At 60.3% G+C, this 18,660-nt stretch carries 15 protein-coding genes; 5 read left to right on the forward strand and 10 right to left on the reverse strand.

Annotation, left to right across the window (positions count from 1 at the left end):
- Positions 1 to 5: 5 nt before the first annotated feature.
- Genes UTO39_RS00215 through UTO39_RS00230 form a run of 4 tightly spaced genes read right to left on the reverse strand, consistent with a single transcriptional unit; the run spans position 6 to position 5,756 of the window.
- Complete coding sequence (locus UTO39_RS00215; protein ID WP_028013733.1) at positions 6 to 1,331, reverse strand: lysine N(6)-hydroxylase/L-ornithine N(5)-oxygenase family protein; 1,326 nt, start codon at positions 1,329 to 1,331, stop codon at positions 6 to 8.
- Entirely contained in the window at positions 1,328 to 3,070 is a 1,743-nt protein-coding gene (gene iucC, locus UTO39_RS00220; RefSeq protein ID WP_320726159.1) for an aerobactin synthase IucC, read from the reverse strand. Before iucC ends, UTO39_RS00215 begins: the two co-directional genes overlap by 4 nt.
- The gene (locus tag UTO39_RS00225) at positions 3,067 to 4,014 is read right to left on the reverse strand and encodes a GNAT family N-acetyltransferase (RefSeq protein ID WP_320726160.1); all 948 of its coding nucleotides are present in this window, start codon (positions 4,012 to 4,014) and stop codon (positions 3,067 to 3,069) included. The genes iucC and UTO39_RS00225 overlap by 4 nt, the downstream gene beginning before the upstream one ends.
- Complete coding sequence (locus UTO39_RS00230) at positions 4,014 to 5,756, reverse strand: IucA/IucC family protein (RefSeq protein ID WP_320726161.1); 1,743 nt, start codon at positions 5,754 to 5,756, stop codon at positions 4,014 to 4,016. The genes UTO39_RS00225 and UTO39_RS00230 overlap by 1 nt, the downstream gene beginning before the upstream one ends.
- A gap of 138 nt (positions 5,757 to 5,894) precedes the next feature.
- Between UTO39_RS00230 and UTO39_RS00235 the strand changes: the two genes are divergently transcribed.
- Positions 5,895 to 7,106 (forward strand): MFS transporter, encoded by a 1,212-nt coding sequence (locus UTO39_RS00235; protein WP_320726162.1) that lies wholly within the window; start codon positions 5,895 to 5,897, stop codon positions 7,104 to 7,106.
- Here UTO39_RS00235 and mtfA read toward each other — a convergent pair.
- Positions 7,103 to 7,900: a DgsA anti-repressor MtfA gene (gene mtfA / locus UTO39_RS00240; RefSeq protein ID WP_320726163.1), complete on the reverse strand. Its 798-nt coding sequence runs from the start codon at positions 7,898 to 7,900 to the stop codon at positions 7,103 to 7,105. The genes UTO39_RS00235 and mtfA overlap by 4 nt on opposite strands.
- Before the next feature lie 216 nt (positions 7,901 to 8,116).
- Between mtfA and UTO39_RS00245 the strand changes: the two genes are divergently transcribed.
- The 3 genes from UTO39_RS00245 (at position 8,117) to UTO39_RS00255 (ending at position 10,779) form a co-directional block, all read left to right on the forward strand.
- Positions 8,117 to 8,263, forward strand: coding sequence for a DUF2256 domain-containing protein (locus UTO39_RS00245; protein ID WP_320726164.1), 147 nt, complete (start codon positions 8,117 to 8,119; stop codon positions 8,261 to 8,263).
- Positions 8,260 to 9,789, forward strand: a complete 1,530-nt coding sequence (locus UTO39_RS00250) for a cryptochrome/photolyase family protein (protein ID WP_320726165.1) — start codon at positions 8,260 to 8,262, stop codon at positions 9,787 to 9,789. The genes UTO39_RS00245 and UTO39_RS00250 overlap by 4 nt, the downstream gene beginning before the upstream one ends.
- A gap of 90 nt (positions 9,790 to 9,879) precedes the next feature.
- Positions 9,880 to 10,779 carry a LysR family transcriptional regulator gene (locus UTO39_RS00255; protein WP_061097734.1) on the forward strand — a complete coding sequence of 300 codons (900 nt, stop codon included), beginning with the start codon at positions 9,880 to 9,882 and terminating at the stop codon, positions 10,777 to 10,779.
- Here UTO39_RS00255 and UTO39_RS00260 read toward each other — a convergent pair.
- The 3 genes from UTO39_RS00260 to UTO39_RS00270 all read right to left on the reverse strand — a co-directional run bounded on the left by UTO39_RS00260 (position 10,754) and on the right by UTO39_RS00270 (position 14,433).
- A complete protein-coding gene (locus UTO39_RS00260) occupies positions 10,754 to 11,542 on the reverse strand; it encodes a substrate-binding domain-containing protein (RefSeq protein WP_253542660.1) in 789 nt (262 codons plus the stop codon). The genes UTO39_RS00255 and UTO39_RS00260 overlap by 26 nt on opposite strands.
- Complete coding sequence (locus UTO39_RS00265; protein WP_151413380.1) at positions 11,539 to 12,852, reverse strand: MFS transporter; 1,314 nt, start codon at positions 12,850 to 12,852, stop codon at positions 11,539 to 11,541. Before UTO39_RS00265 ends, UTO39_RS00260 begins: the two co-directional genes overlap by 4 nt.
- A gap of 282 nt (positions 12,853 to 13,134) precedes the next feature.
- Positions 13,135 to 14,433: a serine hydrolase gene (locus UTO39_RS00270; protein ID WP_320726166.1), complete on the reverse strand. Its 1,299-nt coding sequence runs from the start codon at positions 14,431 to 14,433 to the stop codon at positions 13,135 to 13,137.
- A gap of 106 nt (positions 14,434 to 14,539) precedes the next feature.
- Here UTO39_RS00270 and UTO39_RS00275 point away from each other — a divergent pair, with 106 nt between their 5' ends.
- Positions 14,540 to 15,433: a LysR family transcriptional regulator gene (locus UTO39_RS00275; RefSeq protein WP_061097738.1), complete on the forward strand. Its 894-nt coding sequence runs from the start codon at positions 14,540 to 14,542 to the stop codon at positions 15,431 to 15,433.
- Here the strand turns inward: UTO39_RS00275 and fumA are convergent.
- Together fumA and UTO39_RS00285 are read right to left on the reverse strand one after the other, a co-directional pair.
- The gene (gene fumA, locus UTO39_RS00280; RefSeq protein WP_320726167.1) at positions 15,422 to 17,071 is read right to left on the reverse strand and encodes a class I fumarate hydratase FumA; all 1,650 of its coding nucleotides are present in this window, start codon (positions 17,069 to 17,071) and stop codon (positions 15,422 to 15,424) included. The genes UTO39_RS00275 and fumA overlap by 12 nt on opposite strands.
- 53 nt (positions 17,072 to 17,124) lie before the next feature.
- Complete coding sequence (locus UTO39_RS00285; RefSeq protein ID WP_023312327.1) at positions 17,125 to 18,633, reverse strand: anion permease; 1,509 nt, start codon at positions 18,631 to 18,633, stop codon at positions 17,125 to 17,127.
- Positions 18,634 to 18,660 lie beyond the last annotated feature (27 nt).

The following is an 18,660-nucleotide window of genomic DNA, read 5'->3' on the forward strand; positions in this document are numbered from 1 at the left end:
GTGTGTCAGTACTCAGTGGTTTTTGCTAACGATTTAAAAACCTGGCTGCTCTCCGGGCTGGTGGTGCTCCGCCAGTGGATAACGCCAGGGGTGGTGGCCAGTTCAAACGGCTCGTCGGCATGCGCGCGATTCAGAATTCGCGCCGCGCGCCAGGCCATCAGGCTGAGCTGGGGTTCGGCAATGCCGAGACGGTGCATCCCGGCATTCACGGCAAACAGGCGGTTGCTCTGCGGGCCGTCCCATTCGAGGGTGAAATCGTTGTTAATGCAGAACGCTTCGTCCGCATCCAGATGCAGGCGGTGAGACAGCGGCGCGAGGAACGCGGGCTGCACGGCGCGGTAGCCGGTGGCGAAAATCACCACGTCGCTCTCCAGCTGCTCGTGGCCGCCGTCGAGATGATGCTGAATGCTCAGGCGATGTCCGGTTTCCTGACGCGTCAGGGCCGTCACCGAGCGGGACGGCATCAGGTGCGCCCAGGGTTTTTCACGCAGCACTTCAAAACGGTGGTACATGGCGCGGTAAATCGCCAGCAGGGACTCGGTGGTGATGCCGTCGGAGGTCATCTTCTGCTCGTGCAGCATCTGACGACGGGCCTCTTCGCCGAGCGTGGAGAAGCTGTCCACGTATTCCGGCGTGAAGTATTCGTTGGCAAACGCGGCTTCATCCAGCGCGTTGTAGTTATTGCGGCGCGATACCCAGTTCAGGCTCAGCGGCTGGCCCCATTCCCCGCGGAAGATATTTAAAAACAGATCGGCGCCGCTCTGGCCGCCGCCGACAACGGTGACGCGCTTGCCGGCGAGGTCCGGCGTGCGCAGCATCATTTCGCTGGCGTGGAAGCAGGTATCGTCCTGCGCCGTGACGCAGTCAGGCAGGTTGATCTGTTTGCCAATCCCCACGCAGACGTGGCGCGCCAGGAAGCGGTCGCGCTGGGTCACCACCTCAAACAGACCGCGTTGCTCATCAAAGCTCACCTGCTGAACCTGCTGGCTGAAGGCGAGGTTGGTGAGGTTATCCGCCGCCCAGCACAGGTAATCGGCAAACTCTTCGCGGGAAACCGTGCGCTGCTCGGTGGTGAGGAAGCGGTAGAACTTTTTGCGCTGCACCAGGTAGTTCAGGAAGCTGTGGCGGTTGGTCGGCTCCACGGCGCTGACCAGATCCTTCAGGAAGCTGGTCTGCATGTGGCAGTCCGGCACCATCATGCCCGGGTGCCACGAGAAGTGCGGTTTGCGCTCAAGGAACAGCGAGCTAAAGCCGTCCAGCCCTTCTGCGAGGGCGGCGACGCTGAGGTTAAACGGGCCAATACCAATGCCGATGAAATCATAGGTTTTCATTGCGCGGACTCCCGGGAGGCCAGAAAAAGAGGGTTATCAAGGTCGGTGACGTAGTTCGGCAGCATGCGGCTGCCGCCGTCGTGTTCGGAGAAGGTCAGTTTGACCGGGTTGAGGATCACGCGAATAATCTGCGGCTTAAACAGGTCGAATTTCGCAAAGCGCTCCGCAAGCTCCGGGTGTGCGGCCATATAGCGGTGCAGCACCCCGGCGAGGATCTGATAGAAGCGGTTTTCGCTCACGCCGCTTTGCAGGGTCAGGCGCGAAATAAAGCGCAGCACCGTCACAAAGTTGCCGGTTTGCAGGTCGTGAATGATGTAGTCCGCGCTCAGGCGCACCGTCACCGCTTTTACCTGCTCCGGCAGGCTCTGCGCCTGCGGGAAATCCTCGTCCACCAGGCGCATGTCGCCCTGGAAATCCTTCAGCAGGATGCGCTGTGGAACGTAGTCCTTCATCACCAGCGTGACGTTCTGGCCGTGGGCGATCAGCGCCACGCCGTAGCGGCAGAGCAGGTGGTAGAACGGGATCACCGTTGCCTCGAACAGCTTTTCCAGCCACGCTTCGGCGGTTAACCCCGAGCGCACGATCCACGCGTCGATCAGCGGGCGCCCCGCGTTGTCGATTTCCATCAGCGCCGCCATCAGCACCGCCTGCTCGCCATCCTGAAGATAGCAGGACGGGTTCTCGCGCCAGATCACCCCCAGCATCTCCTGATAGCGGTAGGGCGCTTTCGGCAGCGCCGCGTAACCCGGATGCGAGAGATACCCGGCGGCGGGTTCGCCCAGCACCTGCGCGCCGGAGCGGGCAAGCGTGGCGTCGGCGGCAAACTGCTGCTGCAGCCAGCGCGAAGCCAGCGGACCAGCGGCAATGTACTTGCCCGGAATACCGCGATAGCAGGAGGTGTTATAGATGGTCAGCGGCAGCTTGATGTCATACGACGCGCGACGGCTGGCGTTGGTGAGCGTGCGCAGGGACTGCTGGGCCAGATACTCATCGCCAAACTCGCCCAGCTCAACCATTTCACCGCGGGCCAGCTGAGCCAGGAAATGAACGGCAATTTTTTGCTGCCACTGCCACGGGTGCAGCGGCACGGGCAGCCAGCCGTCGTCGAGACCCAGCGCCTGCAAGCGGGCGTTAAACCGGGTGCGCTCGGCATCGTCCATGGTGCTGGCCAGCAGAGCGTGAATGTCGCAATCGGCGTCGCTGCTCCAGACCAGATGTTCACGCTGGACGGCGATCCAGTGCAGGCGAAAGCGCCCGCGGTATTCCGGGGCGTACTGGCGCAGCGCGTCCAGACCCCAGCCGCGGCGTCCTTTGTTAAATATAAACTTCGGGTGGCCGCTCATCAGACACTGTAATTCATCCGGGTCAAGGTGGATCAGCGCGTCCGCGTCCAGCGCTTCACGCGCCTGCAGCAGCTGCATGTCCCCGCGCAGCGTGGCGTAGAGGTCTTCCATGTGCTCTGCCGTTTGCGCGTCGCTCATCTCCAGCACGGTTGCCAGCTGCAGCAGCGCGCTTTCCGCTTCCACGTCGGCGCCGCTGGCGGTGGTCAGCGTGTCCGGATCGATATGCAGCCAGCCCCAGATCCCGCGCGTGGCGCGAAACTGCCAGGACTCCGTGCCCATAGCGATGCGCCAGCCGTCCGCCGACACAGGCTCGGCGCGCAGGGTGCGTTCGTATTCCAGCTCGGCGAGGATCTTCGCCACCATCTCGCGGTTCACTTTCTGCCAGAGCGCGTTCACAGTTCCACCTCGCTGAAGAAGCGGTGACGCTCGCTCATGATGAGGCGCGAGCGCTTGTGCGGGAAGTCGAACTCTTTGATTGTGTCGAAACCGGCGGAGGCCAGATGGCGGAACAGGCGCTGGTTGTCGAAGCGCGGCTCGGCCACGATGCGCGCGGTGCGCGGCTCATCGAGATACAGATAATGGCTCAGGCCGCGCAGCCAGCTGCGGATGTACTGCGCCCCGCGCCAGCTCTCTTCGCCCACCAGCATGTGCAGCCCACGGTCAAACGGCTGCCAGCGGTAGTGGCGGCCAATACGGTCTTCTGCCGCCCAGTAAAGTTCAAAATAGCCAAACGGCTGGTCGTCGAAGCAGCCGATAACCGGGTAGCAGTAGGTCGAGTCAAGCTGGCGGCGCAGGTAGTTTTCCTGCTCGGCCTGCGGGCCCGCCATCTCCCAGAAGGCGTTCACGCGCGGGTTATTCATCCATTGGGTGAAACGCTCGCCGTCCAGCGCCACGTCCGCCACGCGGAAGCTCAGAGTGCGCTTGATTTGCGGATCGTAACGGCGATAAACCTCGCCCTGCGGGCGGCGAGGACGCAGCGGGAAGTACAGCTGGCGGCTCTCATCAAACTGCATGCCGCCGCTGGCCTGCGGGCGTTCGCCTTTCAGCCACAGCGGCAGCTGCCAGAAGGTTTCACGCGCCAGATAATCCCCGTGGGCCTGGCTAAACAGCGCCTGCGCCTGGGGTTCATCCTGCCAGTCCGCCCACGGCAGGGTAATGCCGGACAGGGCGGGCGCGGCAACAAACAGCTGGTCGAGGGCTTCCACCAGCCAGCCGTCCGGAAGCCCGTTCAGACGCTCCAGCACCGCGCTGCCGTCAAGACCCAGCGTCAGCGGCAGGTTTTGTTCCGTTGCGGTGCAGCGAAAGCCGTAGCCGGAATGGACGATATTCGCGATGGCCATCACGCCTTCTCCTTGTAAAAGGGGTTGCTAAAGTCGAAATAGATCACCGCCGGATCGACGATAGTGTTTTCGTTGCGATCGTGCAGGTAGCAGAAGAAGTTGCCTTTGCAGTTCCAGGTCGGGCTGTCGAGCACGTAGTCGAGGCAGCGGGTCTGCTTCGCCGTCGTGCGCAGTTCGGCCAGCGCGTCACGCACGCGCGCCATCAGGCTCTCTTCGTTGTCGAAACCGGCGGCGGCGAGGGCGGCGGTAACCGCAAGGGTGGAGTTCAGCAGCAGGTAATAAGGGAAGTAGCGCAGCAGCTGGCTTTCACCGAAGCGGTTTTCCACGTCAGTTTCGCCCGCGTCTTTCAGCCACGCGTCGGCCCCTTCGGTCCAGGCGCTGCCCTGGCAGTCGCGGTAAATCAGCCCGACGGGGAAGTCCTGCTGCATCTCAACGAGGATATTTTGCTGGTGCGCCAGCAGCACCAGACCGTAGTCTGCCTCGGCGCTGAACAGCGGAAGCAACACGCGGTCGCAGTAGGCGTCCAGCCAGCAGCGGGCGGCCTGGGCGAGCGGTAAATCCAGACGCTGGCTAAGACGGCGCACCGCTGCGGCCAGCAGGCTGTCGCCGCCGTCCGGGGCGGCCTGGGTCAGGCTCACCAGCACGTTGGTCTGGGTGTCCGGCGTGTCAAACAGCAGGTTTACGCGCAGGGCCATCAGGCTCTCTTCCTGAATGACGCCGCTTTCATCACGCAGCCCTGCCCAACCGTCTTCCTGCATCACGCGCATGGTCGGGTAGCGTGCCTGTAAATCCTGCCAGCGTGCCGTTTTCGCCAACCGCGCCAGGCGCATGCCGCGCTTAACCTCTTTGACCGACAGCGTGCGCACGGAGTTGGTCAGGCGCACGCTGAGGGAGAATTTAATCATGTCGCTGTTGGTTTCGCTGTACAGCGAGCGTGAGGAGCTGGTGGGCAGCCACTGCGCACCGGCTTCGCCCAGATCCTGCAGCGCGCCGTTTGCCACCAGCCGCTGGCACCAGTCCTGACCCAGCAGGTGTTCTGCCTGCCACGGATGCATCGGCAGCAGCCAGCGGGTGTCGGTGAAGCGGCCGAGCAGATCGGGCGCGCTCTGGGCGGCGAAGCGCAGCAGGCGCTCGCGCAGGGAGACGTTCAGGCTGTCGCCGGCAACGAGCGTGCTCTCAACGGCAAACCAGCGCAGCGGGAAGCGGGAGCCGAAATCCGGCAGATACCGGCGCGCCTCGGTTTCGTTGAACGGCTCGTGGGATTTTGGCGCAGGGTGGAACGCGTGGCCCACCAGCAGCGCCTGTTCCGCTTCGGCAAACGTCAGCGGCTTATCGCGCAGCGTGGTCCAGTTGTGGCGCAGATCAATCGCCTGCCAGGTATGGGTATGGCTTTCCAGCGCGCGCTGTTTAAAACGCGTCAGCGTATCGGCATCAAGTGAGCCTTTTACCGAGGGTTTTTCAAGAATTAAATCAACCAGTTGAGTGAAAGTGACGGCGTCACCGCTGTCGCTATCGCTCTGAATAAGCGTTGCCGGGAAACGGTATTGATGGTGCTGGGTTGGGGAGAAATAGCGTACCGGAACCCGAAGGGCCTGGGCGGGAGAGAGGGGAATATGAATGTGCGCTAACTCATCCGCTGCGGCTGCGGGGAGATAGCGCCAGTCCTTCGTTTCGCGTAACAGGGCGTTTAAAAAACACTGGGCTGCAACGTCTGTACCGGCAGAGCGGGGCAGAGCACGCATAGATGTACCTCATTCCATGACTGATAATAATTCTCGTTATGATATTCATTCTGTTTACAGTGGCAACTATTTTTGCAATATTTGTTTTCATTAACTTCATAATTTCCACACATTTATTGACACTATGTTCACATTCTCATGCGCGCTGATTCTGAAACGTTGACCGAAAACATCACCTCCAAAGCCAACTGGCCCCTGGCGCTGTGCGCGGGCCTGCTGGGCATCGGGCAAAACGGTTTGCTGGTCATGCTTCCGCAGCTGGTGACCCTGACCGGACTTTCACTCTCGGTCTGGGCCGGGCTGTTAATGTTCGGGTCCATGCTTTTTTTACCCGCTTCCCCCTGGTGGGGACGGCAGAGCGAGCGCCACGGTTGTAAGGTCGTGATGGTGGCCTCGCTCAGCGGCTATCTCGCCAGCTTTGGCGTCATGGCGCTGGTGGTCTGGGCGATGGCGGCCGGGATGCTGGAAGGCACCTGGGGGCTGGCGGGGCTGATCCTCTCGCGTCTGCTGTATGGCCTGACGGTGTCGGGCATGGTGCCTGCCGCGCAGACGTGGGCCATTCAGCGTGCGGGCCTGGATAAACGCATGGCGGCGCTGGCCACCATCAGCTCCGGCCTCAGCTGCGGACGCCTGCTGGGACCACCGCTGGCGGCGCTGATGCTCAGCGTTAACCCGGTGGCGCCGCTCTGGCTGATGGCGATTGCGCCGTTAATCGCCCTGCTGCTGGTGCTGCGCGAGGCGGCGGATCCGCCGCTGCCGCCGGTGGCGCACCAGGCGACCCGTCTGCAGATCTCCATGCTGCCGTTCCTGCTGCTGGCGATGCTGCTGGCGGCGCTGGTGAGCCTGATGCAGCTTGGTCTGTCACCGCACCTCAGCCCCTTGCTGGACGGCAACGCCCGGGATATCAGCCATCATGTTGCGCTCCTGCTGAGCCTGGCCGCGCTGGCCACGCTCGCGGCGCAGTTCCTGGTGGTGCGCCCGCAGCATTTCAGCCCGCTGACCCTGCTTTGCATGGCGGCGGTGCTGATGGTGGCAGGACTGGCGCTAATGTGTATCGCCGGGCTGGCGCTGTTCTACGTGGGGATTGCTGTGACATCGCTCGGCGCGGCAATGGCAACGCCGGGCTATCAGCTGCTGCTGAACGATCGGCTCACCACGGGGAAGGGGGCGGGCGCTATCGCGACCAGCCACACGCTGGGCTACGGCATCAGCGCGCTGCTGGTGCCCGTCGTTACGCGCTTTTTCGGCGAAGAGTATTTAACGATGGCGGCCTTTGGCGTGGCGGGGCTGTTTTTAGCGCTGAGCATCGGGGTACGGCTAACCGAGCGTACCCCTGTCGAAAAAACTTAATGGACGTGGTGGGATGAAGAGCCGCCAGCGCCCTCATTTTGCCGCAAACGCTGAAGCGGGTCCTGCTGATAAAACTGGCTGAAGCGCTGCCACAGCGCCGGGAAACGGGGCGCGAAGAGTTCGGGGGCGCTGAAGAAGTACTCTGAAAGCACCGCAAAGCACTCGGCAGGATCAGTTGCCGCATAGGCATCAATGCTGGCCGCGCTTTCGCCCACCAGGTCTATCTCATCCTGGATGTTATCCATCGCCGCGTGCAGGTCGTGCTCCCATCCTGCGACTTCACGAAGCGGGATAAAAGGCACGCCGCTGGCGCGATCGCCGTTGCGGGTATCGAGCTTATGCGCCACCTCGTGAATAATCAGATTAAAGCCTGAGGCGTCGAACGAGTCCTGAATGTCGAGCCAATTGAGGATAATGGGCCCTTGCTGCCAGCTTTGTCCGGACTGCACCACCCGCTGGTTGTGTACCAGCCCGATATCATCCTCCCACTCGTCATCAACGACGAACGGCGCAGGGTAGATCAGCACTTCGTGGAAACCGTCCAGCCACTCAATGCCGAGCTCCAGCACCGGCAGGCAGAAAAGCAGGGCGATGCGGGCGTTTTTCAGCGGATCCAGCTCGAACCCCTGCAGCGGCACCAGGCGTTTTTGCTGCAAAAAACGATCCGCCATCTGAACCAGCTTCGATTGTTCATCCGGCTTAAGATTCGCCAGAACAGGGATCGCCAGCGCGTCATCCCACGGCAGCGCCATATCCCGGCCAGCCTCATTCGTTTTCCAGGGCCACTTAATCATCGCTTTGCTCGCAAACTCGTCACTTGAACAAAAATGGGAAAGTCAGGTTCAGTTAAGATGCCAGAAAATTGCGCACTGCTACACTTCCGGCCTGAATAAACTATCATTTCGTACGTAGCGGTGGGTAGCGCTTTGCGGGCATCACCTTCATTTTGTGACCTCTGTCGTAGCCTTCATTCGCAGGCTAAGTGGATAAATCAGCGCGGTATTTAACAGATGAGCGATTTCAAAGGTAACAAGCAGGCGCTGCCCTGTCGAGTATGCGTGCACTGCCAGCGGCCCATGACGTGGCGCAAAAAATGGGCGAAATGCTGGGACGAGGTCAAATACTGTTCTGAGCGTTGCCGCAGGAGCCACCGTTGACTGAACTGCGCCTGATCCTGGGCGATCAGCTTAATCCCCACCACAGCTGGTTTGATACCTGCAACCCAAACGTCATTTACGTGATGCTGGAGCTGCGGGCGGAAACCGCGTATGTGCTGCATCATGCCCAGAAAGTTATCGCCATCTTCGCGGCTATGCGCGCGTTTGCCTCGGCGTTAAAGGAGAAGGGGCATCGGGTGAGATATGTCCGCCTCTCTGATGATTCAAACCGCGGCGCGCTGGAAGAGAATCTCAACGCGCTTGTTACGCATTACCGGGCCGCAAGGGTGTTGTGGCAGGAGCCCGACGAATGGCGTCTTGATGCGCAGCTTCAGGCGTGGGCGAAAACAGCGTCCGTCGAAACGGCCTGCGTCAGCAGCGAGCATTTTTTCACCCCCCGCAACGCGGTGAGCGCGTTTTTTGCGTCACGTAAAAGCTGGCGAATGGAATACTTTTATCGGGAAATGCGCCGTCGGCACGGGATTCTCTTGACGTCTGAAGGCGAGCCGGAAGGGGGGAAATGGAATTATGATGCTGAAAACCGCAGGCGCTGGTCGGGCGAACCGCCCGCGCCGGGTGACGCGCGACCCCGCCACGATCGTTCCGCCTTGTGGGCAGAGATCCAGCGCTGCGGCGTAAAGACCTTCGGCGAACCGCAGGCCGACAATTTTCGCTGGCCGCTCAACCGTTCGGAAGCCAAAGACAGTCTGGACGCGTTTATTTCTCACGTGCTCCCGCAGTTTGGAAACTGGCAGGATGCGATGCACGCGAAGGAACCTTTTCTTTTTCATTCGTTAATTTCTTTTGCGCTGAATACCAAAATGCTTAATCCCCGGGAAGTGGTGGCCGCCGCCCAGCAGGCATGGCGTTCGGGCCAGGCGCCGCTGCCTGCCGTTGAAGGGTTTATCCGACAAATTCTCGGCTGGCGGGAGTACGTGCGCGGGATCTACTGGTCGCAGATGCCGGGCTATCGCGAGCTGAATGCTCTGGACCAGCACGCCCCGCTGCCGGACTGGTTCTGGACGGGCAAAACGCAAATGCGCTGCCTGGCGCATGCCGTTGAGCAATCGCTCACCGAGGCTTACGCCCACCATATCCAGCGCCTGATGGTGATCGGGAACTTTAGTCTGCTCAGCGGCCTGTCGCCCCAGGCGGTTCATGAGTGGTATCTGGGGGTCTATATTGATGCGTTTGAATGGGTGGAGCTGCCCAATACTCTCGGCATGAGCCAGTTTGGCGATGGTGGGTTACTGGCGAGTAAGCCCTATGTCTCAAGCGCATCCTACATTCATAAGATGAGTAACTACTGTCAGGGGTGTCGGTACCAGCATAACCAGCGCACCGGAGAGCTGGCGTGCCCGTTCAATGCCCTCTACTGGGATTTCTTTGCGCGCAACCGGGCGCGCCTCGGTAACAATCCCCGCCTGGGCATTGTCTTTAAACAGCTTGCGGATATGAAGGAAGAGGAACGGCAGGCGATTGCTGACCAGGCCGGGCGCATTCGCCTCAATCTCAACGACCTCTGACCTATTTCAACACCGCGCCGGTTGCGGAAGGTCAATAAGACGCTATTATTTTTGACTTTGTTGCTTTCCCTGACAGGACATCCAGACGCTATGCCCGTGAATTTCGACCTTAACGATCTCTATGCCTTCAGGGCGCTAGTGGAATACGGTAACTTCCGTGTCGCCGCTGAATCTATCTGCATATCCCAGTCGGCGCTGAGCCGCAGGATCGAAAAGCTGGAAGCCGCGCTGGGAACCCGGCTGTTTGACCGAACCACCCGCCGCGTCGCCCTGACGCTATACGGGCAAAACTTTGCTGAACGCTCAGCGCAGCTGCTCGACAACGTGGAATCAATGCTGGCGGATGTCGATAAGGCCAGTGAAGAGCGGACGGGGCTGATTACGGTCGCCGCAGTACCTTCCGCCGCCTGTTACTTTATGCCTGACGTGATCCGTCGCTTTCAGTCTCGCTTTCCGCGCGTTCGCATTAAGCTCATCGACAGCAGCGCGGGGAATGTGATTGACGCCGTGGCCCGAAGCCAGGCGGATTTTGGCATCTGCTTCGCGGGAAACTTGCCGTCTGAAATTGAATTTTTCCCGCTGGTGGAGGATGTCTACGTTGCGGCGTGCAGAAAGGATCATCCGCTGGCGCAGAAGAGCCACCTGACGTGGCAGGCGTTTTACCAGCAGGACTATATCTCCCTCGATAAAACGTCGGGGAACCGCAACCTGCTGGATCGGATGCTGGGGGATATCATTCCCGAGCGCCCCAGCGTCTGCGAAACGCGCCACGTCACCACGATGCTCGGTATGGTAGAGGCGGGGATCGGCATTGCCGCCGTTCCCGCCATGTCGATGCCGACGTCAGAGCACACGCCGCTGACGCATCTGCCGCTGGTAGCGCCGGAGGTGAAGCGCGCCGTGGGGCTAATCCGGCGCCGGGGGCGCATCCAGTCCTATATTGCGGCTGAACTGGAAAAAGAGATCACCGAGCGGTATCGCCGGACGTAACGGGGATCATCCCCGTCTCGCGGATGACCGCCCCTGAGGGCGGTGAGGCGAGATAGCTCAGCAGCGCCTTCCCCTCCGCGGGATGCTCTGCGTGACGGGTGACCGCCCCGGCGAAGCGCGTGATGTACTGCAGATTATCCGGGATTTTACCGATAAAGGTGACGCCCGGTACCGGCAGCAGCTCGCTCACCTGCTGGAAGCCCACGGCGTATTTCCCTTTTGCCACCTCCGAAGCAACCGGAATGCGTTCGACCATTGTTGCTTTAGCCGCCGCCTCCTTTTCAATCCCAAGTTTCTTGAACAACGTCTGGCTGACATACCTGCCGCTGGCGCTGTCTGAGTAAGCGATGGAGCTGGCCTGCAATAGCGCGTTACGCAGCGTCGCCTCGCTGCTGATATCAGGGACATCCGCCCCTTTTTTCACCACCATACCGACGGGGGAGTCCGCAAGTTCCGTTCGCGAGCCCGGCCGGGTCTGGCTGGTTTTTTCGAGCTTCGCCAGCGCATCGCCCACCATAATCACCACGTCGGCTTTCTCGCCGCGCGCGAGCCGGTTTGGGATCGCCTGCGGCGTCGCGCCCATTGACGGACCGGGAATAATCACAATGGTATCGCCGGTCTGGCGCTCGTATTCCGGTGCCAGCTTTTCAAGGGCGGCTTTGAAACCGCCTGAAATCATCACTTTCACCTCCTGAGCGCAGGCATTGGCGCTCAGGAACGTCAGCATCAGCGCGGTGGCGGTATAACGAGAAGTGCGAGTCATGCGGCCCCCTGTGACTTAACGGTGTTTTGCACCGATACCGCGCGACGACGGTAGAGGTAGAGGGTTGCCAGCAGGGCACACACCGCGGCGAAGCTCATCCAGTAGCCCGGCGAGGCTTTGTCACCGGTGTATTCAATCAGCGCGGTGGACATCACCGGGGTAAAGCCGCCGAAGACCGCCGTTGCCAGGCTGTAGGCCAGAGAGAACCCTGCCACGCGGACTTCAGCCGGCATAATTTCCGTCAGCGCCGGGATCATCGCCCCGTTATACAGCCCGTACAGGAAGGAGAGCCACAGCAGGACGCTCAGCATCATGGAGAAGCTCGGCGCGTCAGCCAGCAGCGTCAGGGCCGGGTAGCTGGTGGCCAGCGCCAGCAGGGTCATGGCAATCAGCACCGGTTTACGCCCGAAGCGGTCCGACAGCGCGCCGCCCACCGGCAGCCAGATAAAGTTCGAGATCGCCACCAGCAGCGTGACCAGCAGGCTGTCCGAGGCGCTCAGCATCAGCACTTTTTTGCCGAAGGTTGGCGCGTAGACGGTGATCAGGTAGAACGCGGTGGTGGTCATCGCCACCATCAGCATGCCCGCGACCACCACCTGCCAGTTGCCAAGCAGCGTTTTAAAGACCTGACGCATCTCCAGATGGTGGCGGCGCGCGCTGAACTCTTCCGTCTCCTCCAGCTTGCGGCGCAGGAAAAAGATAAACGGCACGATTAAACAGCCGAACAGGAACGGGATGCGCCAGCCCCATTCACGAATGGCGCTCTCTTCCATCAGGGCGTTCAGGGCAAAGCCCATCGCCGCGGCGACCATAATGGCAACCTGCTGGCTGCCGGACTGCCAGCTGGTATAGAACCCTTTGCGGCCCGGCGTGGCGATTTCAGCGAGATAGACCGAGACGCCTCCAAGCTCCGCACCGGCGGAAAAGCCCTGCAGCAGACGGCCCGTCAGTACCAGCAGCGGTGCCCAAAGCCCGATGCTTTGATAGGACGGGATCAGCACGATCAGGAAGGTGCCTGCCGCCATGATGGAAAGCGTTACGATCAGCCCTTTACGGCGACCAACCTTGTCAATATAAGCTCCCAGCACGATGGCCCCGACTGGGCGCATCAAAAAGCCCGCGCCGAAGACGGCGAAGGTCATCATCAGCGACGCAAATTCACTGCTCGCCGGGAAGAACGTGTGGGCGATATAGGTGGCGTAGAAGCCGAAAAGAAAGAAATCGAATTGCTCAAGAAAGTTGCCGGACGTCACGCGAAGTATTGCGCCCGCCTTAGAGCGTACGGTTGCAGGTGAGGTTGAGGAAAACATGGTTATCTCCAGTTTATTGTTGACGTTTTACGCGTCTGTTTCTGAAAACTGGATCAGGATGGCGAAATAGATAAGCGCAATTAACGCATTGATTGATGCGCGTTACGCATCAATAGTGAGGCGGTAATGATGAGCACTATAAGCAACAATAACTTAACAAAATATTGGCTTTTTATTCACCAATGTCATCTAAGTCTCTGATATTGCGATTTTGTGATGTGGCGCAGAGAGAGGTTCCTGAGAAAGGGCCGGGCAAGCGCTTCGTTACCCGGCGGGTGCAATTTAGCGTAGCGCCCTGGCAATCGCGCTAAACATCAGAGAGGCTTCCAGCGGCTGGGCGCTGAAGGATGGTTCCGCCTGCGGCCAGGTAGACCACTGGACGATGACCAGATTTTCCTTCGGGTTCACCATAATCATCTGCCCGAAAATGCCCAGCGCCCAGAGCGAACCTTTCAGCGAATCCTGTGACGTCGGCTCTACGCCCGTGGCGTTGGCGGGCACTTCGTTGTTCCACCACTGATAGCCGTACAGCCCCTCGGGATGGGCTTCTGAGACCGAGCCTTTGGCCTTCGTCCAGTCTGACGACTGCCGGATCCAGTTTTCAGGCAGGATGGTCTTACCGTTCGGCAGCGTACCGTTGTTCAGGATAAATTGCCCGAAGCGACCCCAGTCCTCCAGCGTGGCGTTAAAGCCGTGCGCGCCGACGTCGTGCTGCCCTTTGCTGTAGGCATGCCACACGCCGTCGCTTGCCATGCCGTAAGGCTGCCAGATGCTTTTCTCAAGATAGGCGGCGAGCGTCATGCCGGTGGCACGCTCCAGCACGTCACCCAGCAGCCAGGCGCCGCCGGAGGAGTAAGACCAGCTCTCTCCGGCCGGGTGAACCCTGCGTAATCCCTTCACCAGCTTGCGCACGCAGTCGTAGGTACCCGGCTTCGCCTCGCACTCGGTGAGCTGCGCGAAGTCGGAGATCGGGTTGGTGTAATCCTCGTTCCACGCCACGCCGGAGGTATGGGTGATAAGCTGTTTGAGCGTCACGCCGTCCCACGCGGTGCCTTTCAGGTCGGGTTCATACCGCGTGACCAGGTCGTCGAGCGAGTGAATTTTTCCCTCTTTGAGGGCCACGCCCACCAGCGCCGATACCACCGATTTCCCAACCGAGCGCGAGGTCCAGAGCGTGGAGTCGGTATTGCCCTGGGCGAGATATTTCCAGGCGATTTTGCCGTCCTTCAGCACCAGCATGCCGCTAACGTTCTGGCGTTTAAGGTACTCCTTAAGGCCGTAGCGCCTGCCGTTGACCTGATACCAGGCGTCAGTGAGCGGCTTATCCGATATTTCCAGCGCCACGGCGTTACCGTGGCGGAAAACATCCCCGTCGTAGTTGCGGTAGTCATTGCGAAAGCCCACCACGCGGTCGGCCTGACTCCAGGTGAGCATCTTATGGGTGTCCGGCAGCGCGGCGTCAAAGGGGGCAGGGCAGGCGCTAAGGTCGGTGCCTTTGCAGGCGGCCATTGCCGCAGGGGACAACAGGCTGCTGAAGACAAGGCCCGCCAGCAGGGCATGGTTTACTTTTCTGTTTTTCATATCCGTCTCTTTCAGGTTAAGAACGGCTTCAGTTTAAAAACCCCGGGGCTATAATAAAAAACGCGTAGTGGGGGAAAATCCCCCTGTAAAACAGAGGGAGCGTAGCGTGGCGGGACTGATTTACTCTTTTGCACAGCTCGAGGCATTTACCGCCGTGGCCGAGAACGGGGGCCTGAGTAAAGCCGCGGTGGCGCTGAAGAAGGACCGCACGACGCTACGCGATCTGGTTGATTTTCTTGAGGATGGCTTGGGCTACGCGCTGTTTATTCGCGACGGCCGCACCCTACGGCTCACGCCGGAAGGCGAGCAGCTTCAGCGCCAGGCGCACCTGCTGATGCGGCAGGTTAAAGCCTTTGAGGCGTTTGCCAGAGAGGTGCCGCACGGTGCCACGCAGGACCTGACGCTGGCCTACGATCCTTTTACGCCCAGAGCCTTTCTGCACGGGGTGATTGCTGAAATGGTGGCGCGAAAAGTCCGGCTGAGCCTTATCTGCACCTCTCGGGATGAATCGGAACGGCTGCTGGCGAACAACGACGCGGACCTGGCCATCTGCCAGGCGCGCAACCGCAGCGTGGGCAATGACATGGAGTGGCGCGCCCTCGGCGCCATTGATATGGATTTTTATGCCGCCAGCGGGCTGTTTGCTGACAGTGCTTCCCCTCTGTCGCTGCTCGATCTCTCCCTGGTGCCCCAGGTCGTCATGCACCCCGCCTCGGACGAGCCGGTGGCGCGCCGCCTGCAGATCTCCGGGCATACCCTCTTTACCAACGAACCTGAGATGCTGCGCGGTCTGCTGGAACGCGGCTGCGGCTGGGGATTCTTACCAACGCATTTTCATGCCGGTCAGTGGCAAAATGTAAAAAGGCTGCACACTGAAGTGGGCAGCCAGGGAATTGGTCAGACGATGGTCACCATCTGGAAGCCGGGGAGCGACAAGCGCAGCACGATCGCTGAAACGCTGTCGCTCTTGCCGGACGTATGGAAGCACTCAGCGCTGTGAACAGCCTTTGCACTGCTGGTTCTGGATCTGCTGGAAGAAATCGTTGCCTTTATCATCCACCAGAATAAACGCCGGGAAGTTTTCGACTTCGATTTTCCAGATGGCTTCCATTCCCAGCTCAGGATAGGCCACGCACTCCAGGCTCTTAATGCTGTTTTGCGCCAGCACCGCCGCCGGGCCGCCGATGCTGCCCAGGTAGAAGCCGCCGTGCTTATGGCAGGCGTCGGTCACCTGCTGGCTGCGGTTGCCTTTCGCCAGCATGATCATGCTCGCGCCGTGGGATTGCAGCAGGTCCACATAGGAGTCCATACGCCCCGCGGTGGTCGGGCCGAGTGAGCCAGACGCATAGCCCTCCGGGGTTTTGGCCGGACCCGCGTAGTAGATCGGGTGATCTTTGACGTACTGCGGCAACGCTTCGCCGTTATCCAGCAGCTCTTTTAGCTTCGCATGGGCGATGTCGCGCGCCACGATAATGGTGCCGTTCAGCGAAAGGCGGGTAGAGACCGGGTGCGCGGAAAGCTGCGCCAGGATCTCGTTCATCGGCTTGTTCAGGTTGATGCTTACCACGTCGCCTTCGCCCTGCTGGCGCAGTGATTCAGGAATATACTGGCCCGGGTTGTGCTCCAGCTTCTCAATCCAGATCCCGTCGCGGTTGATCTTCGCCTTGATGTTGCGGTCAGCGGAGCAGGAGACCCCCATGCCGATTGGGCAGGAGGCGCCGTGGCGCGGCAGGCGGATCACGCGGATGTCGTGGGCGAAGTATTTTCCGCCAAACTGCGCGCCGAGGCCGAGGTTCTGCGCTTCCTGGAGCAGCTCCTGTTCCAGCTGAACGTCGCGGAACGCCTGGCCGTGCTCGTTGCCTTCGGTTGGCAGCGCGTCGTAGTAGCGGGTGGAGGCCAGCTTCACGGTTTTCAGCGTGGCTTCCGCTGAGGTCCCGCCAATCACAAACGCGATATGGTACGGCGGGCAGGCCGCGGTACCCAGGGCGCGCATCTTCTCAACCAGGTAGTTTTTCAGCTTCGCCGGGGTGATTAGCGCTTTGGTTTCCTGATAGAGGTAGGTTTTGTTAGCAGAGCCGCCGCCTTTTGCCATGCACAGGAATTTGTATTCGTCCCCGTCCACGCTGTAGAGATCGATCTGCGCGGGCAGGTTGGTGCCGGTATTCACCTCTTTATACATGTCCAGCGCCGCATTCTGCGAGTAGCGCAGGTTATCTTCAATGTAGGTGTTATACACGCCCTGGCTCAGGGCCGCTTCGTCACCGCCGCCGGTCCAGACGCGCTGGCCTTTTTTGCCCATGATGATCGCCGTGCCGGTATCCTGGCAGGTTGGCAGCACGCCTTTTGCGGCAATTTCAGAGTTACGCAGAAACTGCAGGGCAACGTACTTATCGTTCTGGCTGGCTTCCGGGTCATTCAGGATCGCGGCAACCTGCTTCTGATGGGAAGGACGCAGCATAAACGCGGCGTCGTGGAAGGCCTGCTGCGCCAGCAGGGTCAGCGCTTCCGGCTCCACTTTCAGCACTTCCTGGCCGTCGAATTCGGCTACGGAGACGTGCTCTTTGGTCAGCAGGTAGTATTCGGTGTCGTCATGGGAAAGAGGGAAGGGGTTCTGATAAAAAAACGGTTTATTCGACATAGTATTGCTCCACAAAAATAAAACCGCCGGAGGAAACGTCCGGCGGTCAGGAATCAGAACATCATGGACATCCACGGATAGCCAATCAGCAGCAGGGCCGCCAGGAAGATGGCACCGAAGATGGTGCCGAGGCGCCAGTAGTCTTTGGTTGGCAGGTAGCCGCTACCGTAGTAAATCGGGCTTGGGCCAGTACCGTACGGGGTGATAATCCCCATCACGCCCAGGGAGGTCACCATCAGCAGGACGAACACTTCCATATTCATGCCCGGAATGGTGGAGGCGATGGTCAGCATCGCTGGCAGCAGCGCGGTAGTGTGCGCGGTGGTGCTGGCAAACAGATAGTGCAGCAGGTAGAACGCCAGCAGCAGGACGATGGTCGCGACGCCCGGAGAGATACCGCTCATCAGCAGGCCGCCTTCTTTACCCAGCCAGCTGATAAAGCCGGTAGAGGAGAGGCCGTCCGCCAGCGCCACCAGGGTGGCAAACCAGACGAAGGTATTCCACGCGGCTTTGTTGCCGGTAATATCGTTCCACTCCAGCACGCCGGTCCACAGCATCAGCCCGACGATGAGCAGGGCCGCCATTGCAGGCTCAATCCACGCGGCGGCGAAAATCCACATCAGCAGCGCGCAGCAGACGAAAACCAGCAGCAGAATTTCATTGCGGGACAGCTTGCCGAGTTTTTCCAGCTCACGGGTTGCCCACAGCGGCACTTCATTGTTCACCTTCACTTCTGGCGGGTAGAACCAGTAGGCCAGCAGCGGCATGGTCAGAATCAGCAGGATACCCAGCGGCAGGAAGGCGAGGAACCAGGTGCCCCAGGAGATATCAATCCCTACGGTGCTTTTCACCAGCGCCAGCGCCAGCAGGTTCGGCGCAAGGGCGGAGAGGAACATTGAGCTGGTGATACAGGCCGCGGTGATTGCCACCCACATCAGGTATGAACCAATTTTGCGCGCGCTTGGGTCGTTGGGTTTTGAACCGTACAGCGGCGGCAGGTTAGCGATGATCGGGTAGATGGTCCCACCGCTGCGCGCGGTATTGGACGGAGTGAACGGTGCCAGCAGCAGGTCTGCAAACGTAATGGCGTAACCTAGCGTCAGGCTGCGACGGCCGAGGTACTTCACCAGAATCAGCGCCAGACGGCGGCCGAAGCGGGTTTTGTCATAGCCTGCGGCGAACATAAAGGCACCGAAGATCAGCCAGACGGTGGAGTTACCAAACCCGCTCACCGCCCATTTAAAGGAGGCGCCCGCCAGCTTGAATTTCGGGTCAGCCAGCTGATCGGGGCTGAACAGCACCCACTGGCTGCACAGGGCAATGGCGACCACGCCGGTCAGGCCGATCACCGCGCCAGGCAGCGGTTCGAAGATCAAACCAACGATCACGCCGACAAAGATAGCGAAGTAGTGCCACGCGTAAGGCGGCAAGCCTTCAGGAACGGGAACAAACAGCAGCAGTACGGCGACGATGACGGGTAACGCCATCATCAGCAGTCGTTTTGCGTTTCCATTTGATGCCTGGTTCGCCACGGGGGGCGTTACAGCAGTTTTTGTATTCATAGTTTCACGTCTTAAGTTGTCAAAAAT

It is taken from the genome of Enterobacter sp. 118C5 (assembly GCF_034107645.1).
Lineage (GTDB): Bacteria > Pseudomonadota > Gammaproteobacteria > Enterobacterales > Enterobacteriaceae > Enterobacter > Enterobacter nematophilus.